We start from the raw sequence: 26,848 nt of genomic DNA on the forward strand, positions 1-26,848 counted from the left end.
GATCAGGTTCAACGTACTGTTTTATAAAAATCAGTATAAAAATCACACCATTACGCAGTTGGAGTCGATATGAAACATTTTCTGCCCTCGAGTGTTATGCTTACACCTTTTGTTGTGCGCTACTATGATGAAGAAGACGACGATAGAGAAATCGCCGAAACTGATTCGAGCACACAACATCTAAAAGAAACAGAGCAACAAACGGAAACCTCAGACTAAAGGAATTCTCAAATGAAAAAAGTCGCAGTTATCTTCAGTGGTTCAGGTGTTTACGATGGCACAGAACTACATGAAGCCGTATTAGCACTCCATGCCATTGAAAAAGAAGGTGCATCATGGCATTGCTTTGCTCCTAACATCGATCAATTACACGTGATTAATCATCTAACTGGCGAAGAGATGGACGAAACACGAAATGTGTTGGTGGAATCTGCACGCCTTGCACGTGGCAATATTGATGATGTTGCAAGATTAAACCCAGATGAGTTTGATGCCCTACTATTACCTGGCGGTTTTGGTGCCGCTAAAAATCTCACTGACTTCGCAGTATCAGGGGCTGAGTGCTCGATTAATACACACGTAGCTCAAGCATGTCGCGCATTCGCTCATGCGAAAAAGCCAGCAGGTTATCTGTGTATTTCACCTGTCATTATTCCGATGATTTATGAGCATGGCGTGAAAGGAACCGTAGGCAACGATGAAGCGATCTCGATAGCATTTAATCAAATGGGCGGCGAGCACATCACTTGCTCTGTCGAGGATATCGTTTTTGATGAAACACACCTCGTTCTATCAACCCCAGCTTATATGTTGGCAGAGAATATCTCTCAAGCGGCATCAGGTATCGAAAAGTTAGTATCAAAGCTGATTGAAATTGCCTAATTATTGATAGATAACTTATAAACCCACCTCCCATCCCCATTGATAGTTAAGTTATTAATGGGGATTTTTTATACTTTAGTCTAATTTAGAGATATATCCGTATTAGATATCAATTTTTGCCAATCGATTGCGTCACTGATTTCATATTTGTTCTACTTTATATCTGTGTTGCACCTATACGCTGTGCAACAAGATCACTGTCACAGTTTTTCTCTTGCAAATACCTCTAAATAGGTAAACTTGCTTCAGATCAACTTCAATCTGGAAACGAGTGTGCGACAGTAAATGGCAAATTAAGAAAGATTATTAAAAATAACGACGGAGCTATCCAATATGACAAGTGCATTTTTTATCCCTACGGTAAACCTAATGGGCGCTGGTTGTTTAAAAGACGCAGCAGACAGCATCCAATCTCAAGGCTTTAAAAAAGGTTTGATCGTTACGGATAAGATCCTTAACCAAATCGGTGTAGTCAAACAAGTTCAAGACCTTCTCACTGAACGCGACGTAGCAACCGTTGTGTACGATGGCACTCAACCAAACCCTACTATCACCAACGTTAATGATGGCTTAGCTTTACTAAAAGAAAACGAATGTGACTTCGTTATCTCACTCGGAGGCGGCTCACCGCACGATTGTGCAAAAGGTATCGCTTTAGTGGCGTCAAACGGCGGCAAGATCGGCGATTACGAAGGCGTTGACCAATCCGCAAAACCAATGCTGCCTCTCGTATCAATCAACACAACGGCTGGTACTGCTTCTGAAATGACGCGTTTCTGCATCATCACAGATGAAGAGCGCCACATTAAGATGGCGATTGTGGACAAACACACAACACCATTGATGTCAGTGAATGATCCTGAATTGATGCTTGCTAAACCTGCGTCTCTTACTGCCGCAACAGGTATGGATGCGCTAACACACGCGATTGAAGCTTACGTATCTATCGCTGCGACACCAATCACTGACGCGGTAGCAATCAAAGCAATTGAACTGATTCAAGCCCACCTTCGCACAGCAGTGAAAAACGGTGAAAACCTTGAAGCTCGTGAGCAAATGGCATACGCACAGTTCATGGCAGGTATGGCATTCAACAACGCATCTCTTGGTTACGTTCACGCAATGGCGCACCAACTAGGCGGCTTCTACGACCTGCCACACGGTGTATGTAACGCGATTCTTCTACCTCACGTACAACGTTACAATGCGCAAGTATGTCCAGAGCGTTTACGTGACGTTGCTAAAGCAATGGGTGTTGATGTTGAAGGTATGTCAGCAGAGCAAGGTGCTGCGGCGGCCATTGATGCTATCGTTGAGCTTGCTAAAGATGTCGGCATCCCATCAGGCATTAAAGAGCTTGGTGCGAAGCTAGAAGACATCCCAACCCTAGCGGACAACGCGCTAAAAGACGCTTGTGGTTTCACTAACCCGAAACAAGCAACGCACGAAGAGATCTCTAAGATCTTCGAAGAAGCGATGTAGGCTCGCTAAGTAAACAATTCTCTAGTCTTAATTCAATCCCCGATCTCGTATTGGGGATTTTTTATGTTCGCATACCCTGCCAAACGTCCTCTTTTAGTGTTAGTTTTTAAGTATCTTGGACTCATATTGGAAGGAACCATGAGAACGCTCACTGCGACCCTACTCGCTTGCCTAGCTTTTTCTATTGATGCTGCGGAATATCGTGCCAATGAGGTTGCCAATGGGTTTCAAATCCCATGGGGAATTGAATTTCTCGATAAGCAACAAATGATCGTGAATGAAAAAAACGGCACCGTTTCATTACTTAATATTGCTTCGGGAAAACAGCAAACCCTCTTCAAAGTACCGAATGTGAACACCAGTGGGCAAGCTGGTTTATTAGATGTAGCTCTAGTGCCGAATACCGCTCCACAAAATCCACAACTTTTCTTTACTTACAGCAAACGTACCGATAAAGGAAATACTGTGGCCTTAGCGACCGCACAATTGAAAAACAATCAACTTGTGGATTGGAAAGACGTCTTTGTCGCCGACGCAATCACAGACACCAGCCGTCATTACGGCAGCCGTATTGCGTTTGTCGATGACAAGGTTTACTTCTCAATTGGGGACCGTGGCGAACGTGATAATGGGCAAGACACTCAAACCCATGCAGGCACTATTCTTCGCCTCAACCTTGATGGCTCGGTACCACAAGATAATCCATTCAAGACTTCTGAGGCTCGCCCTGAAATATGGAGTTACGGGCACCGTAACCCACAAGGCATGTTTTACGACGAAGCAACAAAACTACTTTGGTCGATTGAGCATGGCCCTCGTGGTGGTGATGAAATCAACCTGATTAGGAAAGGTGCAAACTACGGCTGGGCAAAAGTCTCTCAGGGTAAAGAGTATTGGGGACCGTTAGACGTTGGAGAAGCGAAAAGCTTACCGAATATGGAAGACCCAAAGTTGGTTTATATTCCGTCTATCGCGCCAAGCAATATGGTGGTATATCGTGGCGATAAATACTCTGAGTTAAATGGAAAAGTTTTAGCGGGAGCACTAAAACTAACTCACATTAACGTGGTATCCATTCAAAATGGCAAACTAAAAGAATCAGCGCGATTGATGGAAGACCTCGGCGAACGAGTCAGGGATATCACCATCAGTCCGGATGGCTATGTCTATTTTTCAACAGATACAGGCAAAATTTTCCGTCTTGAAGAGAAGTAATCAAACTCCAACATCATTGAGACTATTTAATTTGTGACGTATCAGTGATTTATTTTCGTACAAGGAAAACGTTTGAATCTAAAATTAACAGTAACCTTTTGTTTTTAGAAAGATAGCTTGGTTTAAGTCGTACGAGGTCATCATGGTTCCTTTTCCATTAAAACTTGAAAGAGTCAAAGCCGTTATTTTCGACTTAGACAATACACTCGTTAGCTCCGATATGAACTTCAAAGATCTTCGTCAGCAACTAGGCTGTCCACAAAACGAAGATTTATTGGATTTTGTTGATAAGCTTGACCATCCACATCAGAGAGAGCATGCCCATAATGTTATCTTTGATCATGAAATTTCTGATGCTGAGCAATCATCTCCGATGCTGGGTTGCCACGAGCTTTTGGCATACTTACATCAGCATAAAGTTAAAACCGCGATAGTAACGCGCAACTGCTTGATCGCTACGCAGCGTAAGTTGGAACATAACCGAATTAATGTTGAACATGTCCTCACTCGTGAATGCTACCCAGCAAAACCTGATCCTTTATCGCTCCAAGTCCTAGCCAAAGAGTGGCGATTAATGCCAGATGAAGTACTTTATGTGGGCGATTTCCTTTATGACCTACAAGCCGCATACAACGCCCAAATGCCATCCTGCCTTGTTCACCACAATACGACTGCACAATTCCACGACTCCGCCTCTCTTGCTGTAACAGAACTGACCGATTTACTCGAACATTTTCAGTCTTTTAAGCACATTCACGACTAACTAGGCACTTTCATAAACAAAAGGAGCACTCGCGTGCTCCTTTGACTTATTCCCGATTTATTTATGCGCCCCCAAGTGAGTGCTCGGGTGATGCGTCGCTTAGCCTTGTAGGTAAGCGTTAAGCATCCACATTAATTTTTCTTGCTCACGGATGTAGTCACCCATCAATGCCGCGGTACCTTCGTCGCCTGCTTCACCCGCGTTTTGTAGAATCTCACGCTGTTTTAGAAGTAGAACGCTAAAGCCTTGAACCAGACCTTGTACACACTCCTTACCAGAAGTCGCGTTTTGATGTTCTTTAATTTCACTTGCTTCCAAGTAGTGGCTGAATGCGTGCGCTGGTGTATGACCCAAGGTAAGAATACGCTCTGCAAGCTCATCGATTTTGGTTTGTAGATCCGTATAGATCTCTTCAAATTTTACGTGCAGTTCGAAGAATTGCTGACCTTTGATGTTCCAGTGGTAACCGCGTGAGTTCATGTACAACACTTGGTAATGCGCTAGTAGTTGATTTAGCTGTTGAGCTAGTTGTGCTGATTGTTCGCTGTCTAGACCAATTAGGCTTACTTGTTTGTTCATAATCTTACTCCTAGAAGGATGATACCAATCGTAGTAACGAACGATTCTCTTACTCAGATCGGTATAAAGTTTAAAAATTCTTTTGCAGTATTTGCTGCCGATGGAGTCATATTACGACTCCGGCTCGGTGAAGAAAATTTGGTTTTAGCTATGATTTAAATAGCTAAATCCAATGAGCAAGTAGACAAATATCGGCGTATCATCCAACAAAAAGCCCCAACCCTTTTTGTGTAAAAAGGATTGGGGCTTTTTTACTATTTGGTTAACGAGCAAAAGTCGATGAACAGACGTAAACCTTATCTACGCCGTTTTAAAAGTTGCCATCTGTTGATTCAGCTCGGTAACTTGCTCTTTTACTTGCAATGATGTCTCTGATGCACGTTGGCTGTTATTCGAAACCTCATCCACTGATTGAGTTATATCGGACATCAATCCAGTGATCGAATTGGTCGCATGAGATTGCTGCTCTGCCGCTGCCGCAAGTTCTGCCATTTGTTCATTCAAAGAGCCAATTTGCTCAGTAGTGATAAGCAAACGAGTTACCGCTTTTTCAATGTGCTCCGCGCCCTGCTCAGCAAGCGATTGACTGTGTTCAATCTCCTCAACCACCGAATTGGTCGAGCGTTGAATCGCATTAATGATGCCGTTGATTTCTGTCGTCGATTGAGTGGTGCGAGTCGCCAACATACGTACTTCGTCCGCCACCACCGCAAAGCCTCGTCCTTGATCACCCGCACGCGCTGCTTCTATCGCGGCATTCAATGCTAGTAAGTTAGTTTGCTCTGCCAAGCCTTCAATCACTTCCGTCACGCGGCCAATAGCTTCGCTCTCTTTGCTTAACTGCGTCACTTGCGTACTCGCGGTTTCAATGCTGCCATGTAAGCTTTCCATGGTGACTTTGTTTTGCTCTAAAGCATCACGACCTTGTTCAATCTCGCCTTTTGAATCAGAGAGCTTCTGCACCGATTGATTGGCTTGATCTAGCGTGTTACGCGCGGCTAAAGCGATTTCATCCAATTGGCTTCCCATTTCAACAATGCTGGTTTGTTGCTGTTCTACATTCGATGAAGTGACTTGTGCCGATTCCAACAAAGCACCCATGCTGGTATCCACTTGATGCGCTTTCTCGCTCACCCCTGCCACGATGCTCGCTAACGATTGGTTCATGCGGTTAATCGAATCGGTAAGGTCTGCCAATTCATCTTTCCCAGCAACAGTGAGCGGAGGCTGAGAAACGTCCCCTGAAGCGATCGTCTTTGCACGCTCCGATAAGTTTTTCACTCGGCGACCAATGGTGTTGCCCATGTATTTTGAAATCGCTATCGCGGCAAACAAAACCAATGCCGCTGCAATCAGCATGGTGGTGAGTACGTTTTTGATCGACTGATTAATGCCCTGTCCGCTTTGATCTGCACGACTTTGTTGAGCCAATACGATCGTTTCTAAACTTTGGTCTAGGGCATCCGCTGCTGGCAACAGTTCGTTCGCCATCAGCAAGTTTGATTCGTTCCACTCTGGCGACTGACGTAATGCAATGACCTGATCTGCTAAGGGAAAGTACAGTTGCTGCATTTCTTTAAACAGTGACCACAGTGATTGATCGTTATCAGTGAGTCTGTCGAGTTTACTGTCGATTTCCGCCACAGACTGATTGTGGTACTTAATCAAGTCGTGGTATTTGTCCAGATGATCTTGCTGTCCGTACAACAGGAAATCACGCAGAGCAGACAGAGCATTGGCGAGCGAGGTATAACTGTCGGCGTAAACTTTAAACAGACGTTTTCTGTCTCCACCAAATGGGTTTCCTGACTCTTCATTGATTAAGCTTTGAAGCTGATCAAGTGCCACTTCTGCAATGGGTGCCGCTTCGTTAATAAAGAGGTTGTGCGCGGGTAAGTTCTCATCACTGTGGCTGAGCTCAATCAACTTGTTCAGAGAGACTTTTACCGCGTCCCACTGGCTTTGAATCGCTTGAAAATCCTGTTCAGAGATCAAAGCCTGCAAAGTCGGAAGCGACTCGTCAGTAGACATCATGATATTACGCACGTCCTCACTCAGACGTGCGCTCGCTTCTTCATTACCACCTAGCAACATGTAGGCTCGAATAGAAGACAGCGACGCTTGAACGGACTGTTGGATACCGCGACTGGTGTCTACGGTAGGTAAATCAGATTTAAGTAGCGAAGAGGCGTGTTGCTCTACGGTGGTGACGTTGCGATACGTGAATACCGCTGATGCCATAAAAAGTACGGCTAGCAGCACAAAACTGAGCTGCAACTTCCCTGATATCGTAAGGTTCATCCATAAACTCCTGACAACGATGAGCCTTAAATATAACGATGTTTATAAAAATGTTAAATGCTTGTATCAAAAACAACTTCAGAACAAGGCATTATTTGTGATTGATTGCATTATTTAGGGATAGCAGTTAAATGAAAGGCGGCTCTAGTAACTATACCGGATATTAGCAAACACCAAAGTTGCAGGTGTTTCTCCAAATAAGCTGCCGTCCGTACCGTTAAAATGTTGAACTACAGTTAGCAGTTGCCAATTATCACTGAGTGAATAGCTGCTGGATAATCCAGCAAAGTAAGAGCCATCATCATAGTAACTAGCCGATAAGGTGACGCGGTTAAGCGCCGTTAAGTCGAAGCTAGCATCGGCATAAACAGTATGCTCCGTGAAGCTCAAGGTTTTCGCAGAGAGAGGGAGGTTTAGGTAAGTTAATGCGCTGCTCGCTGGCTTTGGTTCAGAAATAAACAACCAAGCACCTCTCACCATCCAGTTACGCACACCACCAAAACTGTAGTCTGACTCCAAACTAGCGACTGTCGTATCCTCAGTAGGCTGACCTTGATGCTCTGTATCAATAAGATCAAACCAGCTTAACTCGCCTCGAAACCCGGCTTGATAGATATCAGTCGCGAACCCTGCTCCAAGAACATAGTCTTGCCGAGATCGACCCGCAATGATTTGATAGTCCCAACCAGAAACGTTGGAGAAATATCGTAGTGACGTGCTGTTTTCTTTAGACTGCTTTGACGGAGAGAAAACGAGATCTAACCCATCGGCAAACCCAAGTTTTTTACTCACCATGACAGCGTCGGTGCCCGCCCGCTCTTCGTAATCAAAGTCGTAAATAGAATAGGCGTTGTAGATGTCGTGTGGGTTCCAAATGGTGTTCATTGACCAGTTGACCCGGAACCGCCCTAACCTTGCCCCCCAATCTTGGTCACTCCAAGAGACGTAGAGTCGATCCAGTTGGGTATTGAGGATTACATTATCTTCTCGCCAGTTTTTGCTTAGATCAAAATACCCATTATCAAGCGCCACGAGTTCCGCATATTGAGGAATCTCAAGCGCATCGCCCCACAATGCTCTATTCCTGATACCAAGATTTATTCGCCATTCAGGAGAAAAGCGATATTCAACGTTAATCCGGTTATGGAGTAGATGGTCAAGGGTATTACCCTGCTCGTCAGGCATACTATAGGTCGCCATGTATTTCACATAGCCATTGATATCCCATGCTTTTTCAGGCTCCAAACCCGGTATGCTGGCATTAGTTTTAATGCAAATTACCGCAGGACTTAACGCAAAAAAAAGCCGCAATAACTTGGATAGTAAGCTCACACCTTCTACTCTACCACGCATGGCTCTTCTCTATGGTGTTATCAATGTTGGCAAAATCTCGTGCCAAACGCCCGTCCTCAAATACTATGATTCGATGTGCGCGCTTAATAACTCTAGGATCATGGGTAGAAAAGATAAATGTCGTGCCTTCTTTTTCACTGAGTTGTTCCATGATATCAAGCAACTCGGCTGTACTTTTTGCATCTAAGTTGGCGGTAGGCTCATCTGCCATTACAAACCTTGGTTTTGGTGCCAATGCTCTTGCAACCGCAACTCTCTGTTGTTGGCCTCCAGACATTTGACTCGGACGTTTATGCATCTGCTGCGATAATCCAACCTGTTGCAGTAATGCGCTGGCGCGTTCACGACATTCCCTTTCTGTTTTCCCTTGCAATTGCATAACAAACTCGACGTTTTCAAGAGCTGTCAGTACGGGGAGCAGGCTATAATCTTGGAAGATAAAACCAATGTTATCGCGCCGATAAGCGATCAACTCTTTTTCTGACATATCAGAGATTAAGCATCCATCAATTTCCACGCGTCCTGATGTAGGGGAATCGATCCCGCCCAACATGTTTAGTAGGGTCGTTTTCCCTGAACCAGAAGGTCCCATAATAGCGACAAACTCACCTTGCTTGATCTCCAAATCTACGCTCTGAACCGCATGTACCGGAAAGTCACTCTTTGGGTTGTACGTCTTGGATAAGCCTTCCAATTTAATCGTCATTACGTTTTCTCCGCCATGGCATCCGCAGGTCGATGTTTGAGAATTTGCCTTGCTGGATACAAAGCCGCAAATAAGCTCGCGACAAAAATAGCCACAATAATCAATTGATACTCGTAAAACGATACTCTTGGATAAAGCAAGGTATCGACGCCATAAGCACCTAATCCATCAGCAAGTGCGCCAAGCGATAAGCCAGTAATACTCAGTATTTTCAGCATGACTGCGCTTCCTAATAACCCTAACGCGCAACCACTCAAACCAAGGAATAGCGTTTCCAAAATAATCAGTGTGCGAATTTTATGCTGCTGCATGCCAACCGCCATTAACACCCCAAACTCTCTCGTTCTTTCAAAAACTGACATCAGCATGATGTTGATGATTCCCAGAGTCATGGCAAGTACGAAAACGACCAACATAATTTGGTTAGAGATATCCATTGAGCTCATCATTGTTGCGAGTAAAGGCTGTATTTCTTGCCATTTTCTCACGATCAATTGTTCACGGTTGGCTTGTGGTAATATTGATAACGTAAATGCCTCTGCACGATCTAGCTGTTTAGTCTCGTTGGAGTTCAACAAAACGCCAATTTCATGTGCACCCGACAAGCCTGCGATTGTTTCGAGATCGACTTTACGTACGTAGACATTACCGTCATCAAACGTGGTGGATGGCGTTTTAAAAATACCTCGAATGCGAAAAGCTGCGCCAGATACATCACCCTTGATGTCAGATAACGTTAAAACCACTTTCGATCCAACACGCAGCTTCAACCGATTTGCGGTTTTTTGCGAAACAAGAATGGGGTTTCTTCCCACTTCGTTTAACCATTCTCCGTCTATCACATGTCTTTTAAGCGGTGTGATACTTTGCTCTTGCTCAATATTGATGCCATTGATCCGAACGCCTCTCGTACTACGCGCAGAAGCAATCATGCCATCAGCAAGAAATCGCGCCGATACCGCTTTAACATCTTGATGTGCAGCCAAAGCGGCCGTTATCGTTTGATAATTCGTTATTGTGTCACTAAGGTCAGGATTATTAAGGTAGGATTTCTGATGCACTTGTAGATGACTGGTTTGCCACGCAATCGCGTTTTTGATCATGCTGTCGACCAAACCGTTCATGAATCCAATCATGGCAACAACGCCCATTAAGCCGAACACCATCGCTCCCAGCATAATGGAAGTTCTGAGCTTGTTCCGCCATAAATTACGCCACGCCAATTTAATCAACATGCGCGCCTCCTTTTAGCCCACTAGCAATGGGCAAGCGAAGAAGTCTAGCCATCGGATACATCAGACATAACGATAAAATAACGAGAACGACAAGAATTTGATCCATTAACAAATAAGGGTCTAGCGAAACAGGTACGATTGGTTCAAAGCCACTCTCCAGCATCACTTGTGCAGCATCGCCAGTAATCTCAATCGGATTGATATAGAAATACGCAAGCACAGGCGCGCTGATCAAGACACCGAGCACAAGACCAATAACGGAGATAAACATCGATTCAATGGCGACGAGCCCCATAAGCTTGCTGCGCAACATACCCGTCGCGAGCATCACCGCAAATTCACGCTGGCGCTCTAACGTCATCATCAAAATCGTGGCAAACAGGCCAAAACCAACAATGCCGTACAAGATATAGATCAAAAAGATCCCACCCGCTTTGTCCAAGGCTATCTGTTGAGAAAGTTCTGGCGACAGCTCCTGCCAGCTTTTTACTGCGACGCCATTCCCGTAGTGGCGCTTTAGTTGTTTAACAATGTCAGGCAACACGCGTAAACTTTGAGTGTTAAGGACCCATGCGGTGACTTGGTTATCAAGCGAATACAACGCTTGTGCGGTATCAAGAGGCATGTAGACCAACTGAGAATCTAACTGCTGCAAAGGAAAGTGCAAAATACCGGACACCTGATACAGTCCAGCCGCCGTTTGACCACGATAACCCGAACCATACAACACCAGCTCATCACCAACGTTCAAATGAAGGTAGTTTGCCAAACCCTCACCAACAAGCACCGAGTTTTGTCCAGATGCAATAAAGCGCCCTTGTACGATTTTGTCACTAATGCTGGAGTAGCTATCTTCAGCGTCAGGCTCAACGCCGAGCACCATCACGCCTTTGGATCGTTCGTCTTTGGCGGCAAGCGCAAATGACTCAATTCTCGGCAGAACGATGTCGATATCAGGATTATTTTTGGCAGATGCAATGAACGCAGGCGTTTGAGGAAGGACATCATCAATGCTAGAGGAGTCCCCAAAATCGGGATGTTGTAGCTGAATTAATCCCGTATAGAACTTCGCAGCGTTTTTAATATTTGAGGAGTAACTTCCTTCTTGGAACGCTCGAGTCAGTAAGGAGAGAAACAGAACAAGAGCTAACGCAGAAGCGGTTAACAATGTCCGCCGTTTTTGCCGCCATAGATTTCGCCATGCGAGCTTGATGAGCATCCGATTCTCACCTCTTATCTAAACCAAAATCCACCCTAATCTCGCAGAGCCTTCATTTGCTGCTGGGAGAAAAAGTCATCATCGATATCAAAATCAAATTGCGCTTCGTGCGTAATCAAAACCGTTTTATTTCCTGGTTTATCTATCGGCTGCATCTCCATGCGAGTCGCAACGTCTCGCCCACCCAACGTTTTCACATCGTAAGTCGTCAAAACATTTACCAGTTCATCAAATTCATCGTAAAACTCGACTTTGCGCTGTAACAAGCTCGTTTGAGAAATCCACAGTCTGACTTTGCTCCAAACCACTGGGGCGTCAGGCTTGGCAAGTGCATCAACTACCCAAACTTTGTCGCCATCAAAGGTTTCACTTTGAAGCAGTTGATGTTGATAATCGACAACAATAGAAGATTGGTTAATTAAATCATCATTCGTGAAGTCTGATCCCATCCAAGACTGACTGAGCATGGATGGCGCAATTTTAATCACTCGCTCGATACTCGGCACCCAATTCCACATTTCTCTATGACGTTTTAACGAGGCGCTACCTTTATCTTTCGCCGGAGCAGTCACCAAGACCAAAGATAATTCCGTACCTTTCGTCCAACTCTTCATGGTCATTGAACGTGACCAGTCAGGGCGAACAATTTTCATGGTGGCTTCGCTATAACTGGATTTTCCGCGCATCGCTTGATCAGACTTTTGGACTATATCGAAAGCGCTCTCAGCGTAAGAAAAAGAAGAGAGAAGTACACAAGCGAGAACACAAAACGTTTTATACATACCTTCCCTTTGTACCGACACGACCTAGAATTTGAAGCTAAACGGGTATAATAATTTTAAATTCAATTGAGTATAGCAAGTGAGGATTTAGAAATAGCGATTGGTGACTCAAAAACGCTAAGGGGCTTGACGAAGCTCAGGTTGAACCTGGCTGTCTGTTATGACTTGAAACACCGAGCGATTTTTACCTTCAGACTTACCTTGATACATCAGTTGATCAGCGTCTTGTAAATTCACGATGTGAGTAAATTCAGGGTAGTATGCGCAGCCTAAGCTAATGCTCAAATGAATCGCTTGCCCACCAAGGATAATAGGTTGTTCGTACACGGCTTTGCAGAGCATTTGAGCAAAGTTGCGCGCTTCTCGCTCAGAGAGCGATGCCGTCACGAGTGCGAACTCTTCTCCGCCAATTCTCGCCAATGTCATACGTTCATCAGTCATTGATTTTGCTGTTTCAGCCACGGCCACTATCGCTCTATCTCCGACAAGATGACCGTATTGGTCATTAATTGATTTAAAATCATCAATATCAAATACCATTACCGTCAAGCTTCGCTGCAAGTGATTCAAGAGCGCCAATTGTTCAATCAAGTGTCTACGGTTGTAGAGTTTTGTTAGGGAATCCGTTAACGTCATCTCCAGCAATTGCTGGTTGGCAATCGTCAATTGTCTTGTGCGCAGCGCAACCATGCGTTTGAGTGCGAAGATATGATACAGCGTCGCGACCGCCATAATGAAAATCGCAATAGGTAGGAGATAAAGAGGATAGACCGTTTTCACCACACTCCAGCGATTGAGGATCCTTTCTCGATCTGTATCGATAACTTTTTCAAACGCTCGAGAGACATCCAAAATGGAAGCAGAACTATGCGACCCTGCTGCAATCCGAAGGTCTTTACTATATAAATTTATTACAGGAACAAACATGCCTGCTCCCGGCATAGTTGCCATATAAAAGTTAGCAACTTGAAGGTCCGCGACAAAATACAGCACCTTCTTATCGACAGCAGCCTGTATCATCGTGTCGTTATTGATGTACTCTGCGACGGGCGCATTAGGATAATTCGTCTTAATAAACTCAGACTCGTAACTTCCTTTAACGACACCAATTGGCAACGTCATTTCACCAGCTAAAACACTTTTGACATCAATCGAAAGCACGTCTTGATTGACATACAATTTAGTTTGAATGGGCATGATAACTGCGCCAAAATCCAAGTAATCGGCTCTTTCCGATGAGTAAACCAATCCCGCGTGAAAGTCAGCACGCCCCTCTTTTACGGCCTGTAAAGAAGCCTCCCAATCAAGAAGCAGAAACTGAACATCAATTTGGTTGTCCGCCGCATACGCTTTCCAGAAGTCGATCAAAATGCCTTTGGGTTCACCGTCTGGGCTAAGGTAAGAGAATGGCTTCCAAGCTTTGGAGTTAGCAACAATTAAAGAATGAGACTCTGACTTGTGCGCATACGTCATCGGGCAAATAGACAGCCATAGTAGTAACAAAGAAGCACACGCTTTTGTACACTTGCAACCATAAGTACCATAACTCGTCGATGACATACCTACTTCTCACCAGTCTTTTTAAACCATAATCTCGGCTGTTTTGTCTGATCTAAAGATATAGCAGAGCGGTGTCGGACAGGAAGCGGCTCCTATTGATATGAATCTAACTTAGTAGGTTTTAGTACTTATTTGGTACTTTTCAGCGTCTAGTTTTAAGAAGAAAGCTAGCCAGTATAAGGTGAGATAAGAGTGATTTAACTAACACTAAACCATTGAATTTGAATAGTTTGATAAAAACCAGCTTCAATAAAAAAGCCCTATTCAAAATCCACATCGGGGAGAACTTTGAATAGGGCTCTTTGCCTCTATGCTTCATTTTCCGACTGAAGCTGCCTTTACCTTTTTTCGCTTTTACGACTCGTGTTCTGAACAATTGACTGGTGACAACCGCTTTTAACGCATTGTCCTTGATTTCACCTCTGCCGAAATCGGTCTCGTGTTGTAACTCATTCGGCTGAGGACTGGTTTTAGGTTTTGCCATAAATCCTCCTTAATGGTCGAACCAGATTGGACAATAATTATATAAATAAGTCAAATTTATAGATTTAGTTGAATTTTATGCTGAAAAACTTCACATCACCGTCATTTATTTGAAATTTAATCAAAAACATGCTGGTTAAATAGTGACTAAATACAAATATTTGTCCATAAAGCACTAATATATGTTGACTCTTCGTGGAATTAACCTAGACTCAAACACGGCTAGAAAGAAAGTTCTTTGTTTTCACATTTCGTTGGATTACTTGTAACCCGTCGTCCTGTGGTACGCAATAGCAATTTATTTTTCCACGCTATAAGCGCCGTTGAGGCGAAAGATTACATTATTTAGATATTTAGGAAATAGACATGTCTAACACAGCTACTGGCACAGTTAAGTGGTTCAACGAAACTAAAGGCTTCGGTTTCATTCAACAAGAAAACGGTCCTGACGTATTTGCTCACTTCTCTGCAATCACTGGTGACGGCTTCCGTACTCTAGTTGAAGGCCAGAAAGTAGAATTTGTTATCTCTCAAGGTCAAAAAGGCCCTCAAGCAGAGCAAATCAAAGTACTTTAATTCTTAAAGAATTTGATACGATAGCCAGCTTTTAAAGCTGGCTATTTTTTTGTCTATAACTTATTTTTGCCAACAAAAACGATATAAATCCATGGCTCTTAAACCGACTATTTATAAATTTCGTATCGCCATTTCCGATATGAATAACGACTATTACGATTCTAAAAATCTAACTATCGCCCTTCACCCTTCAGAAAAACCTCAACGAATGCTGGCTCGTGTTTTAGCTTACTGCTTAAACGCTCAAAGTAATTTAGAGTTTACGAAAGGGCTTTCTACAATTGAAGAGCCTGATTTATGGCATGTTGGCGATGATCAAAGCATTACTCACTGGATTGAAATTGGCGAACCAGAACCAGAAAGAATTAAGAAAGCCTCTCGCCTAGCAAAACACGTGAAAGTCTACACTTATAACACTAAAGCGACGGTATGGTGGGATAAAATGTCAGGAAAGTTCTCAATGCTTTCCGTCAATGTAGAAAGCTTTGACTACGACGCTATCGACTTGATTTGTCAGCACCTTGACCGAGGCACTAGCCTTTCTGTTATGATTACCGGCAGCTCTATTTTTGTTGATATCAATGATCAACACGTCGAAGTAACGGTGAAGGAACTAAAAAGCCATGACGTCTCTTAGTGAACTGAGTCAAGAGATGGGATTCAAAGAAATTCCCTTCGTTAAAGAACATAAAGCGGCAAAGCGACGTTGGTTAAAAGAACAGTCACAACTGTTTACAAAAGTTTGTGAGAACAAACCCGCCACGGCGCCTACTCTTCACCTGCTTGGTCTTTTGACTAAGTCGCATATTGAAGCCAGCGCTAACTATGAGCAACATGCGCATTCTGCCCAGCAAATGCAGCAAGTGCTGACTGACTCCTTGGGTGATGAGCACGCGGATAAGTTCACTAACCAGTCCGCAGAAGACCTTATCTTGATAACCCACCTTTGGCTTTATACTCAAGGCTATTTGAATATGGACTTTAGCTTGGCGCACGATCATGCCGAGCAAACTCAGAATACATTGCAACACGAGCTTGTTGTAAAACGCATGGATGTTGATGCATTCAGAACCGAACTGATGCAAAGCTTTTATCTAGGTAGAGAAGCCAGTCCAGCTTCGACTAGCGGTTTTTGGGGCAGGTTAAAACGCTTATTTTCCGCATAAAATACATGGTTTTATCCATTTCAAACAACTGATAGACTTCACGCTCAATGCAACAAGCATCATTATTGCATTTTTAAAGGACAATTACCCAATGAACATCAAGGGATCATTATGAAGTTTATCCGTTGGATTTTAGGCAAGGTTATCTTATTGCTGAACGCCGTGTTCTCACCTCGTGGTATTAAACGCAGTGCAGAAGAACAACAACGTATTGATGAAAAAGCAAAGCAATACGCACTTTACCAATTTGAAGCTTGCCCTTTTTGCGTAAAAGTCCGCCGTGCAATGAAGCGTCAATCAGTGAACATTGAGCTACGTGATGCAAAAAATAACCCGACTCATCGAGCTGAACTAGAGCAAGGTGGTGGACGAATTAAAGTCCCTTGTCTGCGTATCGAAAAAGATGGCGAAACACAGTGGCTATACGAGTCATCTGACATCGTCGCTTACGTTGAAAAAGAATTTGCCTAAGTTCCCCCTATGAACATTGGCGGATGTAAAAGAGGCACCTAACGGTGCCTCTTTTCTATTTTTTCTAGCTAGATGTTGCCGTGCGAGCTTTCCTTATTCAGTCTTCTTGCTCAACTCCGAACTTAAACTCCACTAAGCAAATAACGGGTATGTGAGAACAACACAACGAAGATTACCGCCCAACGTCTGCGTTATTCATCAACGATCAATGTTAGCTCTACGCGCCGATTGCAAGCTTTGCCACTTGCTGTCGCATTGCTGCACTTCGGTACATACTCTCCGAAGCCTCTAGAAAACACTCGTTGACGTGGAATACTCGTCGCCAGCAGTTGCTTTTCCACTTCACGAGCTCGCTTTTCTGACAACGTGTCATTAAAGCTGGCAGCTCCCGTGCTATCGGCATGGCCATCGATCACGACATCCACATCCGTTCTTCCTGCTAGATAGTGACCAATGTTTCGAATCCAGTCTTGAGATTGCGCTGATAACTGAGCAGAGCCAGTTTGAAAATGCACTTGCTCTTTCAAACGTATCATTAAGTGACCGCCACTGAGTGTCTCATGAGGAATATTGTGCCTGTTCAGAAACATTTCCAGAGAGGTCACATTTTGCGACTTTTTTACTGATGCCCTCTCAGTCTGATACGTGCGAGGTGAAGAAGCCACACTGGAAGCGCTCGGATAGCCCCACTCAGGATGTCTCAGCTCGGTGTTTGTTTTAGGAGCTGTATCTAAAATGTTCCCGCCAGGAACCATATCTTGATCAAGGCTACTGCACCCAACCAGAATGCCGCAAACAATTAAAAACCACTGCTTCATACCACTACCAACTTAGAAAAACTCTTGTCCATTGTGTCGACAAAACACGCCAAATCTTTAGCGCTTTTATCCACCGATTGGTTTGTATATGCAGCGTTCATGCCACTGGAATCAATATCAAGTATCTCTCAAATAAAAAGCGATGCCAAAATACCTCCCTGCAGCCTACACATCAGGAAAAGTCTGTTACCAATCGTCTCACTTTATTGTTATTTAATGGTTTTAGTCACTATCGTTAACCGATAAACTAACGCAAATTTCTTACTTAGAGCATTATTATGTTAAAAACCATATCGAAAGGCTTTGCTGTGATTGCCGCCATGATGGCCTTGTCGGCATGCGATAGCGGCAACACTCAGCCTCAGCAAGGCAAACAATACGAAGTTTTGCCTGTATCTCTTCAAGAATATGATTTGGCGCCATTGACAGAAGCTTTTGCCCTAACTTGCGGCCACTGTCGCTCAATGGAAGAGTTTGTCCCTCAAATTGAATCATTGACCGAGCAAAGCGTTGAAAAAATGCATGTAACTTTCAATGAAAGTGCACAAGTAAGCGCCATCATCTTCTACACTGCAGTCATGCAACTAGAGTCGACACCTGACAAAGCATTTATGGCGGATCTTTTTGCTGCCGTACAAATGGGTCCTGATGCGACTGCTGAGGAACGTCAAATCGCCGTAGAGAAAGCCTTTGAGTCTCGCAACCTTATCAGCCCTTACCATTTAGATGAAGCACAGCAAAAAACGCTGTTTGAGTACATCACTAAGGCAGAAGCGATCACGACTCGCGGCCAAATTAACTCCGTTCCAGCCTTTATCGTTAATGGAAAATACCAAGTCATTACTAGTGGTCATGACAGCGTCGAAGCCATGGCAGAAACCATTAACTATTTGCTAAAACAACCTAAATAGACAAGGAGCTTACGTGTCTAAATTTTTGTTTCCTCTCATTATTTTCATTCTGGCGGGCTTTTTCATTTACCGTACTTGGACAAACCATAAAGTAGCGGATGAAAACTTTGCGAAAGGCCAAGCATTCTTGCTCGAGAATGCGAAGAAAGAAGGCGTCATTACAACAGAAAGTGGTCTTCAATATATTGTTCTTGAAAAAGGCGAAGGTGAGGTTCACCCAACCGCGACAAGCAAAGTCAAAGTGCACTACCACGGCACGTTGATTGATGGCACTGTGTTTGATAGCTCCGTTAATCGCGGTGAGCCAATTTCGTTTGGTCTTAACCAAGTCATTAAAGGCTGGCAAGAAGGCCTACAATACATGGTCGAAGGTGAAAAAATCCGCCTTTTCGTACCAAGCACGCTCGGTTATGGCAAAAGTGGCTCAGGCCCAATTCCACCAGCAAGTGTTTTGATCTTTGATGTTGAATTGTTAGAGATTCAATAACTCTAGAAACTTTGCATTAAAGCCAAAGTATCAAAACAAAAAACGCCGCGAACCACGCGGCGTTTTCTGTTTAAAGAGGCTACAAACCAATATAGTGATCCGAAAGCAATGCAATGAACAACGCAAAAAGGTGATAGATAGAAAATTTAAACGCCTCCATCGCGGTATTGGGCTCTGGCGCGTATTTTAGCTTCCATGCATGGTACATAAAGCCAGCGTTAAGTAGTAACGAGGCAAAAAGATAAACTACGCCGACCATTCCAACCAACACCGGCAGCACACAAACCAACGTCAACAATACTGTATACAACAGAATGGAAGTTTTGGTGTACTCGATACCATGTGTCACTGGCAACATTGGAATATCCACCTTGCGATAGTCCTCTACGCGATGAATTGCGAGTGCCCAAAAGTGTGGTGGCGTCCAGATAAAAATGATCATCACAAGCAGCCAAGCATTCGCATGCAACTGCCCTGTTACGGCAGTCCAACCGAGAAGAGGCGGCATCGCACCCGCAATACCTGCAATTACGATATTTTGGGGCGTAGCGCGTTTGAGGTACATGGTGTACACCATCGCATAGCCGAGTAAACTCATCAAAGTCAGCCATGCCGTCAGTGGGTTAACCAGCGCATATAAAAGAACAAACCCTATGACGCCTAAAGCCGTCGCAAAGGTTATCACCGATAACGGCTTAGCTTCACCCGATGGCAACGGACGTTTGTGTGTGCGAGCCATTCTCGCATCAATGCGGCGGTCAATCAGGTGATTAAACGCTGCCGCGGAGCCTGCCATCAAACCAATGCCTGTTAGGCCAACTGCCGCCTGCAACCAAGGAAACTCAGTAACAGGCGCTAAACTCATCCCGACAACGGCCGTCACCAGCATTAATGCGACTACTTTAGGCTTCGTTAACTTCAAATAAACGGAACTTAGTCGCTTTCGCTCATTTAACGACAGTGCGATTTCTTTACTCATAGCGAACTCCTTTCGCGGTGTAACTCCAAGCTTTTTTGCCCTGCCACAAATAAAACTGACTCACACAAACAAGACTCAACATAATGGCGGCACCCAAGTTATGTGCCACGGCGACATAAATAGGAAGTTGGAATACGACGTTGCTCACGCCCAACATAATTTGACTCGCTAAAGTGAGTAGTAACCATCCTCCAATGCGCTGTGAATGATGGGAATCTTGCCTCATGAGCATAATGCTATAAGCCAATACGACGGTAGCGGTGACCATCGCACCAAGGCGATGCGTAACATGTATGGTCATTCTTGCCGGATACTCCAATACACCAAACTCGTAATTCTCGAATCCGGTTTGCCAGAAAGAAAACGCCTCTTTCCATGAGAGATGATTCATCCAATCTCCCTCACAAATAGGCAGTGAGGTGCACATGAGCGCGGCATAGTTTGACGAAGTCCACCCTCCGAGCAGCACCTGCATAAAAACAACCAGAAAAACCAATAATGAGAAGCCTCGTAGCGAGCTGGAAGATGGAGAAAAATAGAGATTATTTTGCGCTTTTAACTGGCAGTAAAAAATCGCCTGCAGAACCAGTAAAGTAAATCCACCAAGCAGATGAAGCATTACGATGACTGGCATTAATTTGAGCGTCACGGTCCACATCCCCAAAAGTGCTTGCCCGACCACCAGTACACTGAGCAGCATCGGAATAGTAGGATTCACGCGCTCAGACCTTATTGATATCACTGTCATGGCAAAAATGACCAAACCCAACGTTCCTGCAAAATAGCGATGAATCATTTCAAGCCATGCTTTCTCATGCTCGACTGCCCGTTCAGGGAAATTAAGATTGGCATGTATTACGTCTTCTTCTTGATGAGGCACACCAAAGTGCCCATAGCAGCCGGGCCAATCAGGGCAACCTAACCCTGCATCAGAAAGGCGAGTATACGCGCCTAACATGATCACCACGAAAGTTAGGAGCAAACTGAATTTAACCAACTGAATTAACTTCATATACGCCCCTTTCTAACCAACTCGTGACAATTTTAAGAGCTTGCGTAAATCCGCCAACATACCTTTGTTGAACGAGACTAAATCTTCATTCGGTTTTGGCGAGTAAGACATCACCAATTGCCCCAGAGGATCAACGATTAACATTTGTCCGGGTTTCACTTTGGCGGTAACCGATTGATTCATTTGCATTGTCGTCATCGATATATCTACGGTACCGGACAACTCTGTCTGCCAAAGCACCGGCACCACACGCTCTTGATATTTTCCTAAAGCGACATGGCTTTGCTGAAGCAGGTAAAGCTGCTGCCTGCATTGTTCTGTGCACTCATTAGGTAAAACATAAGCGAGTTGCCACCTGTGCTCCTTGAGTGGGGACTCTTGACCAAGTAGCTCTAACGTTGTGTATGGTTCAACTAACACACCTCTATTGGTCACACCGCTTTGATACCACCCTTGGGTTAGAATGACCTTAGCGATGACGGCAGGAAGCGCAAACGTACACACCAACGCAATCAACATTAGCCGCCCTTTGGTTACTTTAGATGTCATGCTTCACCTCCATGTGACGCAACTTTCTTTGCCAACGAACAAAAACAATTAAGGTCAATAACAAGAAAACGCCCGCCATCGAAAACCACTGAATCGAATAACCGAAATGCTTGGCGCTGTTGAGCGGCAATGGGTTCCAAGGAAAGTCGTAAGGCCAATTTTTTAGATTGTCTGGCTGCAAGACTGCGGGCATAAGCTCAATATTAAGTAGCTGATTCAATTGCGCGATATTCAGGTTCTGCACACGAATGGCATCGCCAACTTCTGGCATTAATTCAGAGCTCAACGGGTTAGCAGATTTTCGGTACAGACGTCCCGAGATAAAGGTCGACACTTCGAGTGTTGTGACGGTTGGTAATATTGAACGATCTGCTATTCCCTCCACAAAACCAAGCTCTAATAATGCATAGGTTCCTGATTCATCACTCATAGAGACAATCTGAAATGCTAAATAGCCCACATTGCCCTGATGCGTTTGGTTATCCAGTAAAATCACGGGAAACGCCTGAGGAACAACATTAGCTTCCACTTTTTTCCCGAGAATGCTGCCTTCTCTCCAATCGTTTTCTTCAAGAACTTCGCCTAATGCTTGGTACGCACTATCCGCTCGCGCAAGAATGGCTTGTTCCAAAGCCTGTTTCTCTTGCCCTCTTTCAAGCTGCCAAAAACCCAGTTTGACCAAAAGAGAAAACACAACCACAGTTAAACCAACTGCAACCCAAAACCGTTTCGATAGCCATAATTGTCTTGATAACAACAACGATGAAACCGGAGGTGCTATGTCCACCGTATTTCTATTCAAACTGACGCTTGTCCTTTTGCTGCTTTTCATTATCTTCAACCTCGCAAAAGCGCTTATCGAAATGGTTCGTGAAGACCCAGATAATCCCGAAAAAAGAGACAAACCTATGAGTCATTACTTAGGCCGTCGAGTCATGTTCTCCGCTTTAGTAGTTATCCTTCTACTTATTGCGCTCAGTTCAGGCTGGCTGGCTCCGAATCCCCGTCCTTACTAATCGCCCAATGCACCTACAGCACGTACACAAACACAAATAGACATAACCAAACCACATCCACAAAGTGCCAATACCAACTACCTGCTTGGAAGGCAAAATGGTTGTTAGACGAAAAATGATCTTTAGCGATTCGGAGCAATAATACGATTAAGAAAATCGTCCCAAGACAGACGTGCAAACCGTGAAAACCCGTCAGCATAAAGAAGGTGTTTCCGTAGATACCAGATTGCAACGTGAGCCCCATTTCTTGATAAGCATGAGCATACTCGACCGCTTGGTAATATAGGAAAAAGCCCGCAAGCACGATGGTGATTTCCAACCAAACAATCAGTGCCGTTCTTTTGTCTTTTTCAAGGCTTATGTGCGCCATATGTAGCGTAATCGACGACAATAACAGCAAAATAGTATTAGTAAGGGGAATGCCCTGCCACGGCATAGCTTGTGTTGTTTCTCCACCCGGAGTCAGTGTGAGTGGCCACATCGCTTCGAAGGTTGGCCACAAAACCTCGTTGGTCATGAAGTTGTTATCTGCCCCACCTAGCCAAGGCACAGAAATCATCCTGGCGTAAAATAACGCACCAAAAAAGGCACCAAAAAACATCACTTCAGAGAAGATGAACCAGCTCATCCCTTGGCGAAAAGAACGAGTAATTTGTGAGCTGTACTTTCCACTCAGTGACTCAGTAATCACATTACTAAACCAGCCCGCCAACATGTAAAGCAAGAACAGAAAACCTACCGCTAGCACAATGCTACCAATGGTTCCCACAGCCCCTTCACTTTGTGTCCCCTGAACGGTCATTCCTGCACCAACGGCAACTAAAAATAGAGCAAACGCACCGATGATCGGCCAGCTACTTTGAGCGGGAACATAATATGTTCCTGGCTTGTTACTCATAATTTCTCTCCTTACTGACCAGCCTTGGTCTGTATCTCTCTCCTTGAGTAGCTAAGAACCTGTAGGAGGGGGAAGTTTATAGAGTGTGTAAGACAGCGTTAACGTGTGTATCGACTCCGGTAAGTCCGGTTCGATATAAAAAATCAACGGCATTTGAGCTTGTTGTTTGCCATCCAAAGGCTGTTGGTTAAAACAAAAGCACTCAATCTTATTGAAATAAGCGGCACCATTCCCGGGAGAAACAGAGGGAACGGCTTGCCCTACCAACTTCTGCCCACTTTCATTAAATGCAAGGTATTCGGTTTGCACGACTTCACCGGGATGAACGTCCATCGAAATCACTTTGGGTTTAAACTCCCAAGGCATATCGGGGCTTACATGCGCCATAAACTCCACGCGAATGGTTCGGCTCATATCCGGTTGCATACCAGTTGGTTGAATGGCGGCCACTTCACTTGTTTTTCCATTGATACCCAGTGCGTCGCACATTACGTCATACAATGGGACAAGTGCGTAGCCAAACCCAAACATCAAAAGGGTCGCTAAAAGCAACTTCACTGTGAGCTTTTTGTTTGATGGATTCGGTTTCATCTCACTCACCCCGTTTGTTTCTAATCGACTTTAGGCGGCGTAGTAAACGTATGATGGGGCGCCGGGCTTGGCACCGTCCATTCTAAGCCCTCCGCACGTTCCCACGGTTTTGCAGCGGCCTTTTCACCGCCACGAATACACTTAATCACCACCCATAAAAAGATCAATTGTGACAACCCAAACGCAAATCCACCAATGGAGACGATTTGATTGACATCAGCAAACTGAATAGCGTAATCCGGGATACGTCTTGGCATACCCGCTAAACCTAGAAAGTGCATCGGGAAAAACAAAACATTAACTGAAATAATCGAGCACCAGAAATGCCACAAACTCAGCTTGTGGTCGTACATATTGCCTGTCCACTTAGGTAACCAATAGTACGCTGCCGCCATAATCGAGAATACGGCACCAGATACCAACACATAGTGGAAATGCGCAACCACGAAGTAAGTGTCATGATATTGGAAATCCGCCGGCACAATTGCCAGCATCAATCCCGAGAAACCGCCAATCGTAAAGAGCACAATAAAGGCAATGGCAAACAACATTGGCGTTTCAAATGTCAGAGCCCCACGCCACATGGTGGCGACCCAGTTAAAGACTTTCACCCCGGTTGGTACCGCAATCAGCATGGTGCAATACATAAAGAAAAGCTCTGCAAAAACTGGCATCCCCGTTGTAAACATGTGATGCGCCCACACAAGGAAAGACAACAACGCAATGCTGCACGTCGCGTAAACCATCGAATGATAACCAAACAGCTTCTTGCCACTGAAAGCAGGAAGGATGGCAGAAATGATGCCAAACGACGGTAAAATCATGATGTACACTTCTGGGTGACCAAAGAACCAAAAGATGTGTTGGAACATCACCGGGTCACCGCCACCAGCTGCATCAAAGAAGCTAGTCCCGAAATATTTGTCAGTAAGAACCATCGTCACCGCACCCGCTAATACCGGCATAACCGCGATCAATAAGAAAGCGGTGATTAACCAAGTCCAAACAAACATTGGTAACTTGAACCAAGTCATTCCCGGAGCTCGCATATTTACTATCGTCACGATAACGTTGATCGCGCCCATGATGGAGCTGATACCCATGATGTGAACAGAGAATACAAACAGCGCGGTGCTATCTGGGCCATAAGTCGTGGACAGCGGAGCATAGAACGTCCAGCCAAAATCGGGGCCGCCGCCAGGTAAAAACAACGAGCTCAATAAAATAAGAAATGCAAAAGGTAGAATCCAAAAGCTCAAGTTGTTCATGCGAGGTAGCGCCATATCTGGAGCACCGATCATCATTGGAATCATCCAGTTAGCAAGGCCCGTAAATGCTGGCATCACAGCACCAAACACCATCACCAAACCGTGTACCGTAGTCATTTGATTAAAAAACTGTGGATCAACCAGCTGAAGTCCAGGCTGGAATAGTTCGGCACGAATGACCATCGCCATCGCACCACCAGTCAGAAACATCGCGAAACTAAACCAAAGGTACAGGGTGCCAATGTCTTTATGGTTTGTGGAATACAGCCAACGAGCAATACCTTGGGGAGCATGATGATCGTGGCCATCATCAATCGCAATGGTACTGTTTGCACTGGCTTCCGCTGGAGCAGACTTCACTGCCTTATCTATTGGCTTACTCATATTTCCTCCTTAGCACTGCCTTGTGCCTTAAAGGCATTCACATCGGATGCTTGCACCCTATCACCAGTGTCGTTGCCCCATGCGTTTCGCTGGTATGTGATGACCGCAGCAATTTCTTTGTCACTTAACTGGTTCGAAAAAGACTGCATTGCAGTGCCCGGACGGCCATTCACAATCACATCAATGTGCTCTGAAATTGGGCCTGTTGCGATAGGGCTGCCCTTAATCGCGGGAAATGCACCCGGAATCCCCTCACCATTAGCCTGATGGCACACAGCACAACGCGCCGTGTATATCGATTCGCCCTGCGACATCAACTCACCCATGGATAAGTCTTGAGAGAGCTCCTCTTGTGCCGCCGCTTTTTGAAGTGCGATTTCTTCCTTCTTACTCGCTAACCATTCATCAAACTTTTCTTCTTCCATCGCATGCACCACCACCGGCATGAACCCGTGTGCACGACCACATAGCTCCGCACATTGACCGCGATATACGCCTGGCTCATCAATTCTTGTCCATGCTTCATTAATAAAACCAGGGATGGTGTCTTTCTTGACAGCAAAATCCGGCACCCACCATGAGTGAATAACATCATCAGAAGTCATCAAAAAACGCACTTTGCGATTCACAGGCAACACCAAAGGGTTGTCTACTTCCAATAGATAATGCGCGCCTTTTGTCTCGATACCATCAATTTGCTTTTGGCTGGTGGCAAGCAAACTGAAGAACTCAACATCTTCACCAAAATAGCTGTAATGCCATTTCCATTGCGAGCCTGTGATCTTGACCGTGATATCTGATTGGCTTGTGTCTTCCATTGCGACTAAAGTTTTCGTTGCGGGAATCGCCATGGCGACAAGAATGATGATAGGTATGACTGTCCAAATAATTTCCACTTTTGTACTTTCGTGGAAATGTGCGGCAACTGCTCCTTTTGACTTGCGATGACGAAAGATGGAATAGAACATGACGCCAAATACAATCAAAGCAATTACGCAGCAGATATAGAAAATCAGCATATGTAATTCATACACTTGCCCACTTATCGCTGTGACCCCTTTGGTCATGTTGTAGTCACTTTCCTTTGACCAACTGAAAGAGGAGAATGTGATTAAAATCACATTCAGTGATAAGGCTAGAGTAGTCGTTAATCTTTTCAAAA

General features: G+C 44.6%; 30 protein-coding genes. 12 read left to right on the forward strand and 18 right to left on the reverse strand.

What is annotated here, in order from left to right:
* Window positions 1-69 precede the first annotated feature (69 nt).
* From NL645_RS04290 to NL645_RS04310, 5 genes are all read left to right on the forward strand, one after another.
* The gene (locus tag NL645_RS04290) at window positions 70-219 is read left to right on the forward strand and encodes a hypothetical protein (RefSeq protein WP_114322900.1); all 150 of its coding nucleotides are present in this window, start codon (window positions 70-72) and stop codon (window positions 217-219) included.
* Between the two features lie 12 nt (window positions 220-231).
* Window positions 232-882, forward strand: a complete 651-nt coding sequence (gene elbB / locus NL645_RS04295; protein WP_104972772.1) for an isoprenoid biosynthesis glyoxalase ElbB — start codon at window positions 232-234, stop codon at window positions 880-882.
* 333 nt (window positions 883-1,215) lie between these two features.
* On the forward strand, window positions 1,216-2,364 hold the full coding sequence (gene yiaY, locus NL645_RS04300; protein WP_005391135.1) for an L-threonine dehydrogenase: 1,149 nt from the start codon (window positions 1,216-1,218) through the stop codon (window positions 2,362-2,364).
* A gap of 138 nt (window positions 2,365-2,502) precedes the next feature.
* Entirely contained in the window at window positions 2,503-3,579 is a 1,077-nt protein-coding gene (locus NL645_RS04305; RefSeq protein WP_253651272.1) for a PQQ-dependent sugar dehydrogenase, read from the forward strand.
* Window positions 3,580-3,721: 142 nt separating this feature from the next.
* The gene (locus tag NL645_RS04310) at window positions 3,722-4,342 is read left to right on the forward strand and encodes an HAD family hydrolase (protein WP_074189932.1); all 621 of its coding nucleotides are present in this window, start codon (window positions 3,722-3,724) and stop codon (window positions 4,340-4,342) included.
* A 99-nt stretch (window positions 4,343-4,441) separates the two neighbouring features.
* On the opposite strand, the gene NL645_RS04315 is transcribed toward NL645_RS04310, so the two are convergent.
* The 9 genes from NL645_RS04315 to NL645_RS04355 form a co-directional block, all read right to left on the reverse strand.
* A complete protein-coding gene (locus NL645_RS04315) occupies window positions 4,442-4,921 on the reverse strand; it encodes a Dps family protein (protein WP_048625240.1) in 480 nt (159 codons plus the stop codon).
* A 300-nt stretch (window positions 4,922-5,221) separates the two neighbouring features.
* Window positions 5,222-7,222 (reverse strand): methyl-accepting chemotaxis protein, encoded by a 2,001-nt coding sequence (locus tag NL645_RS04320; protein ID WP_253651273.1) that lies wholly within the window; start codon window positions 7,220-7,222, stop codon window positions 5,222-5,224.
* A gap of 144 nt (window positions 7,223-7,366) precedes the next feature.
* On the reverse strand, window positions 7,367-8,575 hold the full coding sequence (locus tag NL645_RS04325) for a hypothetical protein (protein ID WP_253651274.1): 1,209 nt from the start codon (window positions 8,573-8,575) through the stop codon (window positions 7,367-7,369).
* On the reverse strand, window positions 8,565-9,281 hold the full coding sequence (locus tag NL645_RS04330) for an ABC transporter ATP-binding protein (protein WP_074189928.1): 717 nt from the start codon (window positions 9,279-9,281) through the stop codon (window positions 8,565-8,567). Before NL645_RS04330 ends, NL645_RS04325 begins: the two co-directional genes overlap by 11 nt.
* Complete coding sequence (locus NL645_RS04335; RefSeq protein ID WP_253651275.1) at window positions 9,281-10,516, reverse strand: FtsX-like permease family protein; 1,236 nt, start codon at window positions 10,514-10,516, stop codon at window positions 9,281-9,283. Before NL645_RS04335 ends, NL645_RS04330 begins: the two co-directional genes overlap by 1 nt.
* Entirely contained in the window at window positions 10,506-11,735 is a 1,230-nt protein-coding gene (locus NL645_RS04340; RefSeq protein ID WP_005391149.1) for an FtsX-like permease family protein, read from the reverse strand. Before NL645_RS04340 ends, NL645_RS04335 begins: the two co-directional genes overlap by 11 nt.
* Before the next feature lie 35 nt (window positions 11,736-11,770).
* Window positions 11,771-12,517 carry an outer membrane lipoprotein-sorting protein gene (locus NL645_RS04345; protein ID WP_046873698.1) on the reverse strand — a complete coding sequence of 249 codons (747 nt, stop codon included), beginning with the start codon at window positions 12,515-12,517 and terminating at the stop codon, window positions 11,771-11,773.
* Window positions 12,518-12,634: 117 nt separating this feature from the next.
* Window positions 12,635-14,077 carry a diguanylate cyclase gene (locus tag NL645_RS04350; RefSeq protein WP_253651276.1) on the reverse strand — a complete coding sequence of 481 codons (1,443 nt, stop codon included), beginning with the start codon at window positions 14,075-14,077 and terminating at the stop codon, window positions 12,635-12,637.
* 142 nt (window positions 14,078-14,219) lie between these two features.
* Entirely contained in the window at window positions 14,220-14,561 is a 342-nt protein-coding gene (locus NL645_RS04355; protein ID WP_085344318.1) for an alternative ribosome-rescue factor A, read from the reverse strand.
* A 365-nt stretch (window positions 14,562-14,926) separates the two neighbouring features.
* Between NL645_RS04355 and NL645_RS04360 the strand changes: the two genes are divergently transcribed.
* The 4 genes from NL645_RS04360 (at window position 14,927) to NL645_RS04375 (ending at window position 16,773) form a co-directional block, all read left to right on the forward strand.
* On the forward strand, window positions 14,927-15,136 hold the full coding sequence (locus NL645_RS04360; protein ID WP_005375625.1) for a cold-shock protein: 210 nt from the start codon (window positions 14,927-14,929) through the stop codon (window positions 15,134-15,136).
* Window positions 15,137-15,227: 91 nt separating this feature from the next.
* Window positions 15,228-15,773, forward strand: coding sequence for a YaeQ family protein (locus NL645_RS04365; protein ID WP_253651277.1), 546 nt, complete (start codon window positions 15,228-15,230; stop codon window positions 15,771-15,773).
* Window positions 15,760-16,302 carry a hypothetical protein gene (locus tag NL645_RS04370; RefSeq protein WP_124007598.1) on the forward strand — a complete coding sequence of 181 codons (543 nt, stop codon included), beginning with the start codon at window positions 15,760-15,762 and terminating at the stop codon, window positions 16,300-16,302. The genes NL645_RS04365 and NL645_RS04370 overlap by 14 nt, the downstream gene beginning before the upstream one ends.
* A gap of 111 nt (window positions 16,303-16,413) precedes the next feature.
* Window positions 16,414-16,773 (forward strand): glutaredoxin, encoded by a 360-nt coding sequence (locus NL645_RS04375; RefSeq protein ID WP_053809555.1) that lies wholly within the window; start codon window positions 16,414-16,416, stop codon window positions 16,771-16,773.
* A gap of 191 nt (window positions 16,774-16,964) precedes the next feature.
* Here NL645_RS04375 and NL645_RS04380 read toward each other — a convergent pair whose 3' ends face one another.
* Complete coding sequence (locus NL645_RS04380) at window positions 16,965-17,591, reverse strand: OmpA family protein (RefSeq protein WP_253651278.1); 627 nt, start codon at window positions 17,589-17,591, stop codon at window positions 16,965-16,967.
* Window positions 17,592-17,869: 278 nt separating this feature from the next.
* Here NL645_RS04380 and NL645_RS04385 point away from each other — a divergent pair, with 278 nt between their 5' ends.
* On the forward strand, window positions 17,870-18,502 hold the full coding sequence (locus tag NL645_RS04385) for a thiol:disulfide interchange protein DsbA/DsbL (RefSeq protein ID WP_150917905.1): 633 nt from the start codon (window positions 17,870-17,872) through the stop codon (window positions 18,500-18,502).
* Between the two features lie 13 nt (window positions 18,503-18,515).
* Entirely contained in the window at window positions 18,516-18,989 is a 474-nt protein-coding gene (locus tag NL645_RS04390) for an FKBP-type peptidyl-prolyl cis-trans isomerase (RefSeq protein WP_005391162.1), read from the forward strand.
* A gap of 79 nt (window positions 18,990-19,068) precedes the next feature.
* On the opposite strand, the gene cyoE is transcribed toward NL645_RS04390, so the two are convergent.
* The 4 genes from cyoE to NL645_RS04410 are packed head-to-tail and all read right to left on the reverse strand — an operon-like array spanning window position 19,069 to window position 22,361.
* On the reverse strand, window positions 19,069-19,968 hold the full coding sequence (gene cyoE / locus NL645_RS04395) for a heme o synthase (RefSeq protein WP_006742059.1): 900 nt from the start codon (window positions 19,966-19,968) through the stop codon (window positions 19,069-19,071).
* On the reverse strand, window positions 19,961-20,980 hold the full coding sequence (locus NL645_RS04400) for a heme A synthase (RefSeq protein WP_253651279.1): 1,020 nt from the start codon (window positions 20,978-20,980) through the stop codon (window positions 19,961-19,963). The genes cyoE and NL645_RS04400 overlap by 8 nt, the downstream gene beginning before the upstream one ends.
* A 12-nt stretch (window positions 20,981-20,992) precedes the next feature.
* On the reverse strand, window positions 20,993-21,529 hold the full coding sequence (locus NL645_RS04405; RefSeq protein WP_046873706.1) for a hypothetical protein: 537 nt from the start codon (window positions 21,527-21,529) through the stop codon (window positions 20,993-20,995).
* Window positions 21,519-22,361 (reverse strand): SURF1 family protein, encoded by an 843-nt coding sequence (locus tag NL645_RS04410; protein WP_237284340.1) that lies wholly within the window; start codon window positions 22,359-22,361, stop codon window positions 21,519-21,521. The genes NL645_RS04405 and NL645_RS04410 overlap by 11 nt, the downstream gene beginning before the upstream one ends.
* Here NL645_RS04410 and NL645_RS04415 point away from each other — a divergent pair.
* Window positions 22,309-22,545, forward strand: coding sequence for a DUF2909 family protein (locus tag NL645_RS04415; protein ID WP_005391169.1), 237 nt, complete (start codon window positions 22,309-22,311; stop codon window positions 22,543-22,545). The genes NL645_RS04410 and NL645_RS04415 overlap by 53 nt on opposite strands.
* Before the next feature lie 13 nt (window positions 22,546-22,558).
* On the opposite strand, the gene NL645_RS04420 is transcribed toward NL645_RS04415, so the two are convergent.
* Genes NL645_RS04420 through coxB form a run of 4 tightly spaced genes read right to left on the reverse strand, consistent with a single transcriptional unit; the run spans window position 22,559 to window position 26,846 of the window.
* Window positions 22,559-23,443 (reverse strand): cytochrome c oxidase subunit 3, encoded by an 885-nt coding sequence (locus tag NL645_RS04420; protein ID WP_114322885.1) that lies wholly within the window; start codon window positions 23,441-23,443, stop codon window positions 22,559-22,561.
* A 51-nt stretch (window positions 23,444-23,494) separates the two neighbouring features.
* Window positions 23,495-24,034, reverse strand: coding sequence for a cytochrome c oxidase assembly protein (locus NL645_RS04425; RefSeq protein WP_005391173.1), 540 nt, complete (start codon window positions 24,032-24,034; stop codon window positions 23,495-23,497).
* Between the two features lie 20 nt (window positions 24,035-24,054).
* Complete coding sequence (gene ctaD, locus NL645_RS04430; RefSeq protein WP_048625255.1) at window positions 24,055-25,686, reverse strand: cytochrome c oxidase subunit I; 1,632 nt, start codon at window positions 25,684-25,686, stop codon at window positions 24,055-24,057.
* Entirely contained in the window at window positions 25,683-26,846 is a 1,164-nt protein-coding gene (gene coxB, locus NL645_RS04435; protein WP_167427641.1) for a cytochrome c oxidase subunit II, read from the reverse strand. Before coxB ends, ctaD begins: the two co-directional genes overlap by 4 nt.
* Between the last annotated feature and the right edge of the window lie 2 nt (window positions 26,847-26,848).

The sequence above is a fragment of the Vibrio sp. Y51_MX_L26 genome (assembly GCF_024181935.1).
GTDB lineage: Bacteria > Pseudomonadota > Gammaproteobacteria > Enterobacterales > Vibrionaceae > Vibrio > Vibrio diabolicus.